The organism is Floridaenema evergladense BLCC-F167 (genome assembly GCF_041929205.2).
Taxonomy (GTDB): Bacteria; Cyanobacteriota; Cyanobacteriia; order Cyanobacteriales; family Aerosakkonemataceae; genus Floridanema; species Floridanema evergladense.
On sequence record NZ_CM171625.1, the window covers coordinates 4,345,610 to 4,359,004 of the forward strand.

At 39.0% G+C, this 13,395-nt stretch carries 15 protein-coding genes; 5 read left to right on the plus strand and 10 right to left on the minus strand.

The window, feature by feature from the left end; translation table 11 throughout:
* Positions 1 to 161: 161 nt before the first annotated feature.
* Entirely contained in the window at positions 162 to 2,051 is a 1,890-nt protein-coding gene (ftsH4, locus tag ACE1CA_RS21290) for an ATP-dependent zinc metalloprotease FtsH4 (protein ID WP_413280201.1), read from the minus strand.
* A gap of 469 nt (positions 2,052 to 2,520) precedes the next feature.
* Here ftsH4 and ACE1CA_RS21295 point away from each other — a divergent pair, with 469 nt between their 5' ends.
* Positions 2,521 to 2,730 carry a winged helix-turn-helix transcriptional regulator gene (locus ACE1CA_RS21295; protein WP_413280200.1) on the plus strand — a complete coding sequence of 70 codons (210 nt, stop codon included), beginning with the start codon at positions 2,521 to 2,523 and terminating at the stop codon, positions 2,728 to 2,730.
* A 73-nt stretch (positions 2,731 to 2,803) separates the two neighbouring features.
* Here the strand turns inward: ACE1CA_RS21295 and ACE1CA_RS21300 are convergent, their stop codons facing one another.
* Complete coding sequence (locus tag ACE1CA_RS21300; RefSeq protein ID WP_413280199.1) at positions 2,804 to 3,691, minus strand: M48 family metalloprotease; 888 nt, start codon at positions 3,689 to 3,691, stop codon at positions 2,804 to 2,806.
* A 267-nt stretch (positions 3,692 to 3,958) separates the two neighbouring features.
* Between ACE1CA_RS21300 and ACE1CA_RS21305 the strand changes: the two genes are divergently transcribed.
* Together ACE1CA_RS21305 and ACE1CA_RS21310 are read left to right on the plus strand one after the other, a co-directional pair.
* Positions 3,959 to 4,540, plus strand: a complete 582-nt coding sequence (locus tag ACE1CA_RS21305; protein ID WP_413280198.1) for a hypothetical protein — start codon at positions 3,959 to 3,961, stop codon at positions 4,538 to 4,540.
* 66 nt (positions 4,541 to 4,606) lie between these two features.
* Positions 4,607 to 5,449 (plus strand): Uma2 family endonuclease, encoded by an 843-nt coding sequence (locus tag ACE1CA_RS21310; RefSeq protein WP_413280197.1) that lies wholly within the window; start codon positions 4,607 to 4,609, stop codon positions 5,447 to 5,449.
* Here the strand turns inward: ACE1CA_RS21310 and ACE1CA_RS21315 are convergent, their stop codons facing one another.
* From ACE1CA_RS21315 to ACE1CA_RS21345, 7 genes are all read right to left on the minus strand, one after another.
* Entirely contained in the window at positions 5,450 to 5,752 is a 303-nt protein-coding gene (locus tag ACE1CA_RS21315) for a helix-turn-helix domain-containing transcriptional regulator (protein WP_413280196.1), read from the minus strand.
* 79 nt (positions 5,753 to 5,831) lie between these two features.
* Positions 5,832 to 8,345: an ATP-binding protein gene (locus tag ACE1CA_RS21320; protein WP_413280195.1), complete on the minus strand. Its 2,514-nt coding sequence runs from the start codon at positions 8,343 to 8,345 to the stop codon at positions 5,832 to 5,834.
* Positions 8,346 to 8,500: 155 nt separating this feature from the next.
* The gene (locus ACE1CA_RS21325) at positions 8,501 to 9,142 is read right to left on the minus strand and encodes an endonuclease dU (RefSeq protein ID WP_486517470.1); all 642 of its coding nucleotides are present in this window, start codon (positions 9,140 to 9,142) and stop codon (positions 8,501 to 8,503) included.
* Between the two features lie 105 nt (positions 9,143 to 9,247).
* Positions 9,248 to 9,643, minus strand: a complete 396-nt coding sequence (locus tag ACE1CA_RS21330; protein WP_413280193.1) for a J domain-containing protein — start codon at positions 9,641 to 9,643, stop codon at positions 9,248 to 9,250.
* Between the two features lie 216 nt (positions 9,644 to 9,859).
* The gene (locus ACE1CA_RS21335; RefSeq protein ID WP_413280192.1) at positions 9,860 to 10,162 is read right to left on the minus strand and encodes an acylphosphatase; all 303 of its coding nucleotides are present in this window, start codon (positions 10,160 to 10,162) and stop codon (positions 9,860 to 9,862) included.
* Positions 10,163 to 10,168: 6 nt separating this feature from the next.
* Positions 10,169 to 11,503: an acylphosphatase gene (locus tag ACE1CA_RS21340; protein ID WP_413280191.1), complete on the minus strand. Its 1,335-nt coding sequence runs from the start codon at positions 11,501 to 11,503 to the stop codon at positions 10,169 to 10,171.
* A 175-nt stretch (positions 11,504 to 11,678) separates the two neighbouring features.
* Positions 11,679 to 11,810 (minus strand): hypothetical protein, encoded by a 132-nt coding sequence (locus ACE1CA_RS21345; RefSeq protein ID WP_413280190.1) that lies wholly within the window; start codon positions 11,808 to 11,810, stop codon positions 11,679 to 11,681.
* Positions 11,811 to 11,972: 162 nt separating this feature from the next.
* On the opposite strand from ACE1CA_RS21345, the gene ACE1CA_RS21350 reads away from it, so the two are divergent.
* Both ACE1CA_RS21350 and ACE1CA_RS21355 read left to right on the plus strand, forming a co-directional pair.
* The gene (locus tag ACE1CA_RS21350; RefSeq protein ID WP_413280189.1) at positions 11,973 to 12,239 is read left to right on the plus strand and encodes a CPBP family glutamic-type intramembrane protease; all 267 of its coding nucleotides are present in this window, start codon (positions 11,973 to 11,975) and stop codon (positions 12,237 to 12,239) included.
* Positions 12,240 to 12,309: 70 nt separating this feature from the next.
* Positions 12,310 to 12,951 carry a Uma2 family endonuclease gene (locus tag ACE1CA_RS21355; RefSeq protein WP_459563684.1) on the plus strand — a complete coding sequence of 214 codons (642 nt, stop codon included), beginning with the start codon at positions 12,310 to 12,312 and terminating at the stop codon, positions 12,949 to 12,951.
* Positions 12,952 to 12,961: 10 nt separating this feature from the next.
* Here ACE1CA_RS21355 and ACE1CA_RS21360 read toward each other — a convergent pair whose 3' ends face one another.
* The gene (locus ACE1CA_RS21360) at positions 12,962 to 13,324 is read right to left on the minus strand and encodes a tetratricopeptide repeat protein (RefSeq protein WP_413280187.1); all 363 of its coding nucleotides are present in this window, start codon (positions 13,322 to 13,324) and stop codon (positions 12,962 to 12,964) included.
* Between the last annotated feature and the right edge of the window lie 71 nt (positions 13,325 to 13,395).

Genomic DNA, 13,395 nt, shown 5'->3' on the forward strand with positions numbered 1-13,395 from the left:
TTTTATCTCCGTTCTGATTGTTTATCTATGTTAAGTAATGTAACACGAATATTAAAAAATGTAAAGTAATTTAAATTTTTACTTGATTCATTGCTGAGGTCAGGCAACAAAAAACTGGGTTTCTCCAAGGAAACCCAGTTGTTGAAGGTATTAAATTTTACCTAATCAATGCTAGGCATGGACAAAGCTCGATCGACCGATTTAACTTTACCGAGCAATTCGTGTAAATTTTCACCTTCAATCACTTCTGTATCTAAAAGTTTCATGGAGATGGTTTCCAGCAAGTCGCGATTTTCTTTCAGAATATGCAAAGCTTGCTGATGGGCAGATTCAACGATGTCTTTGACTTCCCGATCGATCGCCTGAGCAGTTTCATCAGAAACCATGCGCCGAGGATTCATCATATCAGCATTCCCCAGGAACGATTGCTGATTTTTGTCGTAAGCCAAAGGCCCTAAAACCTTGCTCATGCCGTAGGATGTGACCATGCGTTCGGCTAAGTCTGTCGCCCGTTGTAAGTCATTGGAAGCGCCAGTGGTGATGCTGCCAAAGACGATTTCTTCGGCGGCGCGTCCACCCAACAGGGTAGCGATTTCACCCCGCAATTCGGCTTCATCCATTAAAAATCGGTCTTCTGTGGGCAATTTGAGAGTGTAACCCAAAGCTGCCATACCACGAGGGACGATCGAGATTTTCTCCACCTTACCGCTACCGGGCATCAGAAAACCGACTAAAGCGTGACCAACTTCGTGATAAGCGACGATTTTCTTCTCTTTATCGTTGAGGACACGGCTTTTCTTTTCTAAACCTGCGACTACCCGTTCGATCGCTTCGTTGAAATCCTGTTGCGCCACAGCGTCCCGTCTGTTTCTCGCTGCCAACAAAGCCGCTTCATTGACTAAGTTTGCCAAATCCGCACCAGCAAAACCGGGAGTACGAGTAGCGATCGCTTTCAAGTCCACATCTGGCCCTAATTTTACCTTTTGGGCGTGGATGTTGAGGATTTCTTGCCGACCGGACAAGTCAGGGCGATCGACCAACACTTGACGATCGAAACGTCCCGGACGTAACAAAGCTGGGTCTAAACTTTCTGGGCGGTTAGTCGCCGCCAAAACAATTACCGTTGCATCACCTGCGGCAAAACCGTCCATTTCGGTAAGCAACTGGTTTAGAGTTTGTTCCCGTTCATCGTTACCACCGTAGAAACCGCCACTGCTGCGAGATTTTCCGATCGCATCCAACTCATCTATAAATACGATACAGGGAGCTTGCTTTTTCGCTTGCTCAAATAAATCTCTCACCCTAGCCGAACCCACGCCGACAAACAGTTCCACGAACTCAGAACCAGAAATGCTAAAGAATGGTACACCAGCTTCCCCAGCTACAGCTTTAGCTAATAAAGTTTTACCCGTTCCCGGTGGCCCAACTAACAACACACCTTTGGGAATTCTCGCCCCAATTTGGCGGAAACGACCGGGATTTTTCAGGAAATCGACAATTTCGACTAATTCAGTTTTAGCTTCTTCAACTCCAGCGACATCAGCAAAAGTGATTTTCGCTGACTCGCCTTCGACGTAGACTTTAGCTTTACTTTTGCCGATCGAAAGCGCACCTTGAGGCCCACCACCACCGCGACTAATGAAAAACTGCCAAATGGCAACAAAAATTAACGGAGGTATCACCCACCCTAACAGACTAGTAAACCAGCCATTCTTCGGCGGAGGGGCAGCAGCAAACTCAACCCCTTTTTCCTCCAATTTTTTTGGCAATTCTAGGTCAAAGATAGGACTCGTTTGTAAAACTAAAACTTGTCCAGGTTGTTCGGGGTCTGGTTTCAGCTGATAGCGAATTTCGTCTTGACCAACAGAAACCCGCGCCACTTTCCCATCTTGCACTTGATCGATAAACAAGCTATAAGGTACTCGTGGGATTGAAGGGCTAAACAAATTCGGTAGGAACAAGTTCGCCAGTAGGAATATGCCAGAAATTAGCAATAAAATGTTTCCTATTTGGCGAGAACGAGGAGGTTGAGGCTGGTCTTTAATTGCCATTAATCTTAATACTCCTTTGATTGATGCGGACTGTCGCATAACCTAATGTTTAGCAGCCAGCTACTCAAATTGAGTTAACGTGACTCAACTCTGGGCTTCATGCCCTGCAACTGAGCAAAATTTTTTCTCTAACTGTTACAAGCTTAACAGTTAGGTATATTTAGGGTAGGGTGATCATCTTTGCGGAAAACCCCCATAGCTATGGGCGGCTTTCTTACCCAATCTTCGTTTCTCCCAATTCTGATAATGGAAGAAGTACGGGGAAATCCTGATTAAGGCTGTAACTCAGAGAATTTAGAAGACATATCCCTGTAGATGGAGATTGAATGTTGAACTGTTGGGACTAAACTTGGTTTACTGTAATACTGTTTACTCGTACTAAAAGTTCTCTGATTTTTTTATGTCAAAGTATTGGACAATTTTTACTCACGATCGTCATTAAAGGAGGCGACTGCTTGAGTTGGTAATCATGAAGACCCGCGATAAAATACTGAACGCTATCATTGAGCATCCTGGTTTGACGACAAGAGAGATTATGGCGATCGCCCAACTCTCCCGGACAAACACCCGCGAACATCTGCAAAAACTAGAAAGCATGGGCTTAATTTATTCCGAAGCAGATGACCAAAATGTGAATAAACACCGTTACTTTGCTGCCAAAGACAAAGTAGAGTTTTAAAGTTTAAGTTTTGAGTTTTGAATGCGATCGTCTCTTCTAACTCAAAACTCAAAACTTAAAACTCATAACTGTTTTAAGCCGGAACTGGGGTAGCTGCTTCTTGCTGTTGTTTAGCAATTTCTAACAGACGGCGAATTCGTTCTGCTGTAGGGGGGTGAGTGCGAAAAAGTGACTGTAAACCTTCTCCTGAGAGAGGGTTAATAATGAGAAGTGGAGACATTGCTGGATTACCGTTCATAGGAATCTGTTTGCCGATTTCTTCCAGTTTTTCTAGGGCGTGGGCAAGTGCTTGGGGATTCCCGGTAATTTGTGCCGCGCCTAAATCCGCTGCGTATTCACGAGTACGGGAAATCGCCATTTGAATTATCGCAGCGGCTAAAGGGGCTAGGATGATGAGAAATAATACTGCTAGAGGATTTCCGCCTCGCCGATCGTCACGAGTAGCAGGATAATATAAAGCGCCAAAAGTGAGAATTCTGCCTAAAAAAGTAATGGCACCTGCGATCGTTCCAGCGACAGCTTGAGTCAAGGTATCACGATTCCGAACATGAGTTAGTTCGTGGGCAATTACACCTGCTAACTCTTCCTGGGAAAGCAGATCGACAATTCCTTGAGTAACTGCAATTGTGGCGTGTTCGGGATCTCTACCTGTGGCAAAAGCGTTGGGAGATTTAGTTGGCACAAAAAATAGCTTCGGCATGGGAATTTCCGCCTTGGCTGACAAAGAAGCTACTAAATCATAGAGTTCGGGCGCTTGTTCGCGGGCGAGAGGCTGTGCTTGATAAGCCATTAACGCGGCGCGATCGGAATAATACCAAGAACTAAAACTAGTGAATGCTGCAAAAGCTAACCCTAAATAAAGACCCTGTTCATTACCGATCAGATAATAACCAGCGAGAACTAATAACCCACTAAGTAATCCCAGCAAAGCTGCTGTTTTAATTTGATTGATTCCCCGCATAATCAAAGTTGCACTAGGTTTTATAATTTTTATTCCAATTGTTATAAAGTTCTCAGATTTACCCGTTACAATGTCTCTATCTGATGAATGAAACTCCTCTCTTCCTGCTGACAGATACGACAATCAAAGCTAAATTTGAATTGTAATAATTGTTTAAATAACCTAATTAAATTATAAAAGTAATTTAATTAACCATTGTTTAGTATAATAATAAAAGCAAATAAAAATAGAGGTTTTGCATAATAGAGCTACAGAGGGAGAGGAAAAATGCCGCAATATACTTTAGCTGAAGATCCAACAATAGTTTTGACTGTGCCAGGTAAAAATGATACTAAAAAAAATCGGGAAGCAGCGATAGAACAGTTACTAGAATTAATGGATTCAGGAGAATTAAGCATAGATTTAAAAGATGGGTTGGGGCCAGACCAGTTAATTTTGGTTAAAGATGCTAAAGCTGAGGGAAATGCCAATCTAAAAGAAGGTACAGGTGAAGATTCTGGGGTAGTACAAGCAGTGCAAGTTTTAACGCAATTTGCCAGCTTACGCCAGCGAGTTGAGGAGTTACGTCCAGCGGCGCAAGAAGCCCGATCGCAAATTGATTTATTATTTGCTGGAGAAGTGACAGTAGACCAAATTCAACAAATCAAAGAGGGGTTAAAAGCCTTAAAAAACTTTGCCCAAGTTAACATTCAATTTCGCGAATCAATAGCGGAAGCCGAAGCTGCTAGAAAAACTTTAGATGAAGCCCTAACAACCGCAGCATTAGAAAATGCCGCTTTGGAAAAAGCGGCGATCGAAAAAGCGACAGAGAAAGCCACAACTACGGAAAAATTAGATTTACCAACTTAATTAAATCTCTTAACTAATTCTCAGTCCCCAGTCCCCAGTCCCCAGTCCCCAGTCCCCAACTGACCTATGACTGAAATATTTACTAATCTCGAATTACCTCCGCCTTTTCCCGACCACACTCAATTACCGGAAGAAGATGGGACATTTGTAAAAAATTTTCAAGAACATCCCCAGAGCATTATTCTGACAGATTCATTAGGCCCAATTTTACAACGACTTCATCCTGATGGACAATATGCGATCGGGCAAGATTGCGGAATTTATTGGCGAGAAATTGAGCCTCCCGAAAAAGGAGCAGAAGCGCCTGATTGGTTTTACGTGCCCAATGTTCCACCTTTAGTAAATGGTGAAATTCGGCGTTCTTACGTGCTGTGGCGAGAATTTATGGCACCATTAATTGCGCTGGAATTTGCTAGTGGGGATGGTTCACCAGAGCGCGATCGCACACCTTTATCTTATTCTGGAGAAATTAATAAACCGGGAAAATTTTGGGTATACGAACGCATTGTCCGAATTCCTTACTATGGCATTTATGAAATTGCTAATAGTAAGTTAGAAGTTTATCGTTTGATTGACGGATTTTATCAATTGCTCGAACCTAATGAGCGGGGTCATTATGCGATCGCTCCTTTAGGTGTAGAGTTAGGATTATGGGAAGGAAACTACCAAAACCAAAATCAAATTTGGTTAAGGTGGTGGGATGATTCAGGAAATTTGTTGCTCACAGGTACAGAAAGAGCGGAATTAGAACACTTACGAGCCGAACAAGAGCGACAAAGGGCGGAAAGTGCCGAACAAGCCCGTAGAGATGCCATTCCTAAGTTGTTAGAAATGGGGTTGAATATCGAACAAATAGCTTTAGCACTTAGTTTGACTGTGGAAGAAGTCAGGCGGAGTTGTGGGGAATAACTACTTTTCTTTGGGTACAATTCCCACTTGAAAACCCAAAGAATCTAAGAATTCCACAAAAGTGTAAATTTCTGCACCGCCACTTTCTGTGAGCATCTTGTCAAGTTGCTCATGCTGTTGTTTAAGAGTTGGAGAAAGATGATTAATTTTTGCTTTAGCCTCAACCATATTTCTCAGAGCATTTCGGAGTAGTTCGGGTTCGGGATCTTTTTCTTCTAAAATAGCCTCAATATAAGCAGCAGCATCTTGAGATTTTTGAATAGATTTAATTAAAAAATCTTGGTAACTCGCACTTTTCGGCATAATCTAACTCCTGTAATCTATCCAGTATTCTATAGCTTTACGAATGTTGCGATCGCACTCAGAATGAACAAACCAAACCTTAATCAATATTTTGAGTTGCTTTGATTGGAATCTCAATGATAAATTCTGCTCCCTTGCCTTTTTCCGAAGTGCAAGTAAGTTTACCTTGGTGTTTTTCTACTACAACTGCATAACTAATAGCTAACCCGATACCTGTACCTTTGCCGACAATTTTAGTGGTAAAAAATGGGTCAAACAAGCGGCTTTGCATTTCTTTAGGAATACCTGGGCCGTTATCTTTAATGCGAATGCTAACATGATTGCTATCAATTACTTCGGTGCGAATTGCGATCGTAGGTGCTAAATACTTAGAACCTTCTTTTCCCCAATTTACTAATAAACGATTTTCTATTCCCTCTTCTAAAGCATCAATAGCATTAGCTAATATATTCATAAATACCTGATTCAGTTGACCAGCATAGCAGTCTACTTTCGGTAATTTACCATATTCTTTGATTACATCAATTCCAGTCCGATTTGGACTAGATTTTAACCGATTGCTCAAGATTAGTAAAGTGCTATCTATACCATCATGAATATCGACAAACTTCATTTCACTTTCATCAAGTCGAGAGAAGTTCCGCAATGCTAAAACAATTTCCCGAATCCGTTCTGTTCCCAATTTCATAGAAGCCAAGAGTTTAGGCAAATCTTCAACCAAAAACTCTAATTCTACTTGTTCTGCCTTTTCCGCAATTTCCTCTCCCGGCGCAGGAAAATATCTTTGATATAAACTAAGAAGCTCAAGCAAATCTTGTGTATATTCATCAGCATGACTGAGATTGCCATAGATAAAGTTAATAGGATTATTAATTTCGTGAGCAATCCCAGCTACCATTTGTCCCAAAGCTGACATTTTTTCGCTTTGCACTAGCTGAGTTTGGGTACGCTGAAGTTCTTTAAGTGCTTGTTCTAATTGCGCCGATTTTTCTCGTTCTCTAGCTTCCGATTCTTGCAAAGCTGCATTTAATTTAGCCAATTCATCTGCTTGACGCAAAACAATTTTAATTATGGCATTTCTCAGTTCATGGATAGCTTCTATTTCGCATAATTGCCAAGGTAAGGATTTAAATTTAACGATTTCTTTCCACAATTCAAAGGATTTGCGAGGTGAGAGATGTAAAGTTCCATCTTCCATAATTTTAGTCACTTCTGCGGGTTCGTGTGGATTACCTGCCCAATTTACTGTTTGCAAAACTTCTGGTCGAAAACATAAAACATAATGATTTTGTGTTTGGGACAGGGAAATTCCAATTAAGCCGCTAGCCACATCCTTATATTTTTCTGCTTCTGGATAATGTTTGGTTAAGGAATCTGTATAAAAAACATCTTGTTTAAAGTTAGTATTTAGCCACTCAACTAAGTTTTTTAAATCGGTTAATGACGGAGTTTTACCAATGACTTTAAATTCTTGTTCTAAACAAATTGCCGCTCCCTCGGCACTGACTAATTCTAATAGATTAGGATAGTGTTTAAGTAACCCATCTACAACGTTTTTTTCCCTGGACATATATTCAATGAATCTAGAAATCAGGGATTTTAGTTTAATTTGATAATCGTAGTTTTCGTTATCAGCTTTTGAGGAAAGTTCAACGGACATTACCTGTCCTAAAAATTTGCAAGCTGTGCGAGCTTCGTAGGTAATAAATTTTGGTGAATAATGATGACAAGCGACAAGTCCCCAAAGTTTTTGGTCTTTGATTAAAGATATGGACATAGAAGCACCAACCCCCATATTTTGCAAATATTTTATATGTAAGGGAGAGACGCTTCTTAATCCAGCAAAACTCAAATCTATGGGTTGACCAGTCACAGGATTATTATTAGGTATAATAGCAATTGGTTGATAGTTAATATCAGCAATTAATCTAATCCAATTTAAACAATATAGTTTCCTTGCTTGTTTTGGAATATCTGTAGCTGGGTAGTTTAATCCTAAATAACTGGTTAAATCTTCTCGTTTATCTTCAGCAATTACTTCTCCATGACCTTCAGGGCTAAATCTATATACCATGACTCTATCAAAGCCAGAAAGATGCCGCACTTCTGTGGCAATGTTTTGGCATAGTTGCTGTAAGTTAGCTGATTCTTGAATCCTAGAAGCGGCTGTTCTAATATAATGGTAAAAACTGAAAAATGGCATATATTCTATAGAAGTTGTCAATTCTAATTCTAGGATTAATTTTTTATCTGTGCGATGAATTATGCCATCAAAGGTTACAGGGTTTCCGCTAGTTTCTATAGATAATTTAATAGGATTAACCGATTGAATTTCTTCACTAGATAAACATTGCTTAAGGCGATCGATCTGTAAGTTACCCAATAATACATTCAAGTTGTTACCAAGCAAAGTTTCCGCTTTAATTCCTAAAATTTCTCTAGTGTTTTCACTAACTTGTAAAATAGTCAGTTCTGGCTCTTGCAATACTAATAGAATACCATGAGGTTGAATTGAACCAGGAATATGAATAGGTTCCCTTTCACAATTCGTTAAATTAGCTTCTTCATCTGTAATAATTTGGTTGGTGGTCATGTTAGTAAATTTCCTTTTTAACACAAAAAAATAATGCTACTATGATGTGATTAAGTATAGATCTTTCTTCATTGATATTGCTTCCTTAAAATTATGCAACTAACTAACACTAAGATGCCTAGAATAATTATTAATTCTTCAGAGGTTAGATTTTCTTAACATTTTTTAACAATAGTGAGAAATACTTTTAAGAAATCTGACATATTAGCAATTTTAAGCGGATCTCCGCTTTCACCTTGTATTACAGCTGCACCAATTAAATGTGCAAGACGCAGTGCTTCTGGGACGTTACCACAGTCTGTTAATTTTTGCAGTACCGCAGAGGTAACTTCTGGAGTTTCGCCACAAACTTGAAAATAAAAAGGTGGAAAGGCATGAATTGTACCTGCACGTTGTAAGATTTTCAAGCGTTTTTCTGGTTGTGGAAGACGACGCAAAGCGTTTTCCATTGCGTTTAGGTTTGGCAGATGGCGCATGACGGAAACACAAGGAAGTGCTAATCTTTGGGAAAGTAATGGCAGGTCTATGATGTTAAAGCCACCAAAGGCTATACCATCGAGTAGCAAAATGTGTAATTGTGGCAAAAATTTGCTGCCTATAAGTAATTTACAAATTGTGTCTGTAGCGTTCCAGCCATCTTGTCGGACTTTTCCCCAAACCATGCCTTCAAAACGGGTATTGGCGCAGACAATTCCAGATATGGCTACGTGACTTCCCCGGCGACGCTGAAAGGGTGCATCATCAAATCCAATGACACGAATCGTGCGGTTTAATCTCAGTAGAGATGCCAGATTCATGATTGATTATTGGCGATCGAATCAGTATTATTTAGCATACTCATAATTTAAGTTTATTGATAGTAGCGATCGCTAATTTTGCCGCAATTTCTCTGAAAATATTTATTAGTCTAACCACATAAACATATCTTTGCGGTTGAACTTACTGAACTGCAAACGTTCCTCAATATCCCGATGCTTATTTTCAGTTTTCGGTTGAGTTTTTGGTTGTTGGTAAAAGTTGTTACCGTTTTTCTGAATTGAGCAGGAAGGCGAATTTTGCGGGTCAGGATTGATTGGGGAAGTGAGGGGAACGGATGTGTAGGTATGGGAACGTAAGTGTTGATGAGCTTCGTTAATTTCTTGTAATTTTCGATGAGCTTTTTGTTGCAGGCGTGGATGATTGGGAAAACGGTCTGGATGCCATACCATTGCCAAGTCTTTATATCCTTGTTGAATTTCTTCTAAGGTGGCTCCGGGTTCTAGTTCTAGTACTTTGTAGTATTCTTCTAGTTTATTCATTGATGACTCCCTACGGTCATGCCAAAATAGCGATCGACCCACGTATTTTTAGTTTGAAGTGAGTTAGCAATAATTTGGTATTTTTGAAGACATAGTTTCAAAAAAATACGATCGGATATTTTCCTTAACTTAAATTAATTATTAGTGAAGTAACTACTCTATTCCATACATTATTAATTTGACTAAGAAAATCAGTTAAATAAGTTACATTATTCTCTACCAATCTCGTCCTTTAATTTCAAAATTTGTTAAACCTTGGGGTTGTTCGTATTCAATAGCTACGTTTTTTACTTCAGCTGAACGGCTTCCTTGATGACACCAACTAACTATTTGCTCAACTTCTGCTTTTTTCCCTTCAAAAACCGCCTCTACACGACCATCGGGTAAGTTACGCACCCAACCATTTATACCTAACTGCTTTGCTTGATTGTAGGTAGAGTAGCGATATCCTACTCCTTGAACGAGTCCAGAAACAATCACATGAACGCGAATTAGGTCTGTTGGTAATTCTTTTGTCATAGTTCTTTAACTTACAACTCTTCTATTTAAAAGTTCAGCTGCATGAGTATGAATTACTTGATTGTCCCAATAACTGAGATAATTGTGGTAATTATTACTCAATTCAATAGTAATATCCTCAATTGCTGGATGATTACCAAACAGAGGACTAATGGGAAATGCTGATATATCATCTATACCATAAAAAACTTTCCAAATAATTTCTTTAGTTTGTTCGGGAATGCCAATTTCATCAATTGATAAAGTTTCTTGATTGGCAAAGGTATTGATTACTCGTTGGGAACTTAGTAATAAAAGGGGAAGTTGTGATGCCATACTAACGATCGATCCTAATTCTAAATGTTTTTTCTGTGCAGCAACACGCCAAAATAAATAGCGTTCTACTGTTTCCCGCTTTTCCTCTGCCAAAATTTGACTGTTGGCAATTGTTGGTTCTTTAGCTTGTTCGGGGTCATTTTCTGGGGAAAATAAACCATGTAAGAAGTCATTAACAATACTTGTACCTAAACCGTTACTAATTGCGTGTAATCTAATTTTAATTGTGGTTTCTTTTTTAGATATAATTCTTTCAATTTGATGACGATATTTTTCGAGAAATTCTAAAATTTGATAGTAAGCTGCTAATTGTAGGGCAATTTTTCCCTCAATTCCGCTATAGTAAATAGCTGCGCCAATTCCTTGTGTCCAAACTAGGTTTTGTAGGGGGTGAAGGAGCGATCGCCACCAAGGTTGTAAACTACTATTAGTAATACTTGGTAATTTTGCTCTTAAATTTAGTTGTTGAGCCATAAATTCTTCTGCTTTACTCAACCTTTCATCTAATCTTGCTTCCTCTGTATCTGTCAAATAATGACCCCAATTTACTGAAATAATATCATCAATCCGTTCAGAAAGTTTATGTTGCTTCTTAACTGGTTCCCAAAATAAATCATACAGTTTTGTTTCGGAAAAATTAGAATTATGGGGAATTACACCATGTACAAATAAGAGGATATTAATAGTTTTAACTTTAATATCTTTCGGTTCATTTTTAATACTAAGTTCGCTAGGTCGCCTAATAATAAAATCTTTTAATCCCTCTAATTCTTCATATTCAACAGTCACAGTTTTGACGACTGCATCAGGACTGCCTCGGTAACACCAACGAATGATTGCTTCGACAAGTTCTTTATTTCCTTCAAACACAGCTTCTACTCGTCCATCGGGTATTTCTTCCACCCAACCACCGATTCCCCATTGGTTTGCTTTGTCCCAAGTAGCTAGGCGATAACCGACTCCATGAACAGTTCCAGTGATGAAAACGTGCGCTCTAACTTTTTCTGGTAATGGCTGTTTTTCCATTAAGTTTATATTAAATTACATCTGTTAATTGCTTTTTATTTCTCACTTTACCACTAGAACATCGATTCAGTATTGTCGTCGGCGATGAGAAACCGGGTTTCTTTCGCTCGCACAGTCAATATTTTGTTACCCCAAGTCAAAGAAACCCGGTTTCTGGGATTACTGAATTGGTGTTCTAGGAGATTCCCTTGATGATTTCTTTAGATTTATTACATCTTCTTGCTAAGCTGGTTTGGCGAATTAATGTAGCTTTTTTCACTTTTCCAACAATTAAGGCTTGGTTAATTGCTATGGCATTATTACTCATACTAACTCTCTTTTGTTTGCCGATCGGTTTATGGTGCAACTTTTTGAAACTTGAAAAATTGAGAGTGTCACAGAAAGTAATGTTTAGTATTATAGCAGGCTCTCTGTTATTTCCGAAGAGCTATTTTTTCGAGTTTTATTACTTCCTCATCCCCAAGAAAATGTGACGACAGCAACAGTCTGGTTTTGGGGAAGTCTGAGTTTAGTACTTTTTATTATTTATCATCCAATGAATGCAGTAACTTTCTTTCCTGCCGGACGGAAAACATTTTTTAATCCGATTTTTTTGTTACTTGCGGCAGTTTTAGGAATAGTTTGTAGTGTTGTTTATTTACAAAGTGGTTCTCTGTGGTTGCCAGTAATTATTCATTGGTTAGTTGTAGTAGTTTGGTTGGTGTTTTTAGGAGGATATAAACAATTGCATGACTAAGTTTAATCAGCTAAAATCAGAATCATATAATTTCCAGTTAAGCAATTACGTTTTTAACTACATAGCTATGATGACTACTACTTTGGACAAAAGTGCTAACCGAGTTGTGCTAGAGAATATTAGCTGGCAAACATATCAAGATTTGTTGCTAGATTGTGCAGAACAACCAGGAATTCGCTTGACTTACGATCGAGGTAAATTAGAAATTATGACACCGTTAGATCCACATGAAAGTTCTAAAAAGCTGATGGGTAGGTTTGTGGAAGCAGCAACAGAAGAATTAAATATAGAAATTCGTAGTTTGGGATCGAGAACTTGCCAAAGGGAAGATTTAGCGAGGGGATTAGAACCAGATCAATGTTACTACATTCAAAATGAGCGAATTGTTAGAGGCATAGAGCAAATCGATCTAAATGAATACCCACCTCCTGATTTAGTAATTGAAATTGATATTACCAGTAGTTCAATGAATAGATTAGGAATTTATACAGCTTTAGGTGTTCCTGAAATTTGGCGTTATGATAATGGACGGTTGGTGATTTTGCGGTTAGAAGATGGGGAGTATATTGAGTGCGATCGATCTCCGAGTTTACCTCTATTAACGTCAGTGGAAATTATGCGGTTTTTGGAATTAGGAAAAACGATGGGAGAAACAAGTTTAATTCGGTTGTTTCGGGAATGGGTGAGAAATCAGGTGAAGGAAGAAGAGTGAAAAAACGCAATTATCCAACACCTGTTAATTTTAAATAGTCATTGGAAGTAGGACTATTTAAAAATCCTTGCTCTTGAGCTTTTTGGAACCATTTATTTGCTTCTATTGGATTTGCTGTTATGGCTTCATCACCAGAAAGATAAATTCCTGCTAAGTTGTTGGAAGCGATCGCATAACCTAACTCCGACGATTTCATATACCATTTAATTGCTTCTAAAATATTTCTTTCTACACCCAATCCTAAATGGTGCATATTTGCGATCGTACATTGCGCTTCTGCATTTCCCTCATCTGCTAAGGGTTTTAATAAGCTAAATGCTGTAGTGTAATCTAGGGAGTAAAAAGCAGCTAAACCTTTTTCTAAATCTGACATTTTATTTCCACCTTTTTGTTTGACAAACTTATGGTCCAGGAAAGTTGCCATCGAACGAGGGAGGACAAGGC

Bases quoted from the DNA above. Each gene is read 5' to 3' on its own strand.
- ftsH4 (WP_413280201.1), bottom strand. From the start codon at position 2,051: ATGGCAATTAAAGACCAGCCTCAACCTCCTCGTTCTCGCCAAATAGGA.
- ACE1CA_RS21295 (WP_413280200.1), top strand. From the start codon at position 2,521: ATGAAGACCCGCGATAAAATACTGAACGCTATCATTGAGCATCCTGGT.
- ACE1CA_RS21300 (WP_413280199.1), bottom strand. From the start codon at position 3,691: ATGCGGGGAATCAATCAAATTAAAACAGCAGCTTTGCTGGGATTACTT.
- ACE1CA_RS21305 (WP_413280198.1), top strand. From the start codon at position 3,959: ATGCCGCAATATACTTTAGCTGAAGATCCAACAATAGTTTTGACTGTG.
- ACE1CA_RS21310 (WP_413280197.1), top strand. From the start codon at position 4,607: ATGACTGAAATATTTACTAATCTCGAATTACCTCCGCCTTTTCCCGAC.
- ACE1CA_RS21315 (WP_413280196.1), bottom strand. From the start codon at position 5,752: ATGCCGAAAAGTGCGAGTTACCAAGATTTTTTAATTAAATCTATTCAA.
- ACE1CA_RS21320 (WP_413280195.1), bottom strand. From the start codon at position 8,345: ATGACCACCAACCAAATTATTACAGATGAAGAAGCTAATTTAACGAAT.
- ACE1CA_RS21325 (WP_486517470.1), bottom strand. From the start codon at position 9,142: ATGAATCTGGCATCTCTACTGAGATTAAACCGCACGATTCGTGTCATT.
- ACE1CA_RS21330 (WP_413280193.1), bottom strand. From the start codon at position 9,643: ATGAATAAACTAGAAGAATACTACAAAGTACTAGAACTAGAACCCGGA.
- ACE1CA_RS21335 (WP_413280192.1), bottom strand. From the start codon at position 10,162: ATGACAAAAGAATTACCAACAGACCTAATTCGCGTTCATGTGATTGTT.
- ACE1CA_RS21340 (WP_413280191.1), bottom strand. From the start codon at position 11,503: ATGGAAAAACAGCCATTACCAGAAAAAGTTAGAGCGCACGTTTTCATC.
- ACE1CA_RS21345 (WP_413280190.1), bottom strand. From the start codon at position 11,810: ATGAGTAATAATGCCATAGCAATTAACCAAGCCTTAATTGTTGGAAAA.
- ACE1CA_RS21355 (WP_459563684.1), top strand. From the start codon at position 12,310: ATGACTACTACTTTGGACAAAAGTGCTAACCGAGTTGTGCTAGAGAAT.
- ACE1CA_RS21360 (WP_413280187.1), bottom strand. From the start codon at position 13,324: ATGTCAGATTTAGAAAAAGGTTTAGCTGCTTTTTACTCCCTAGATTAC.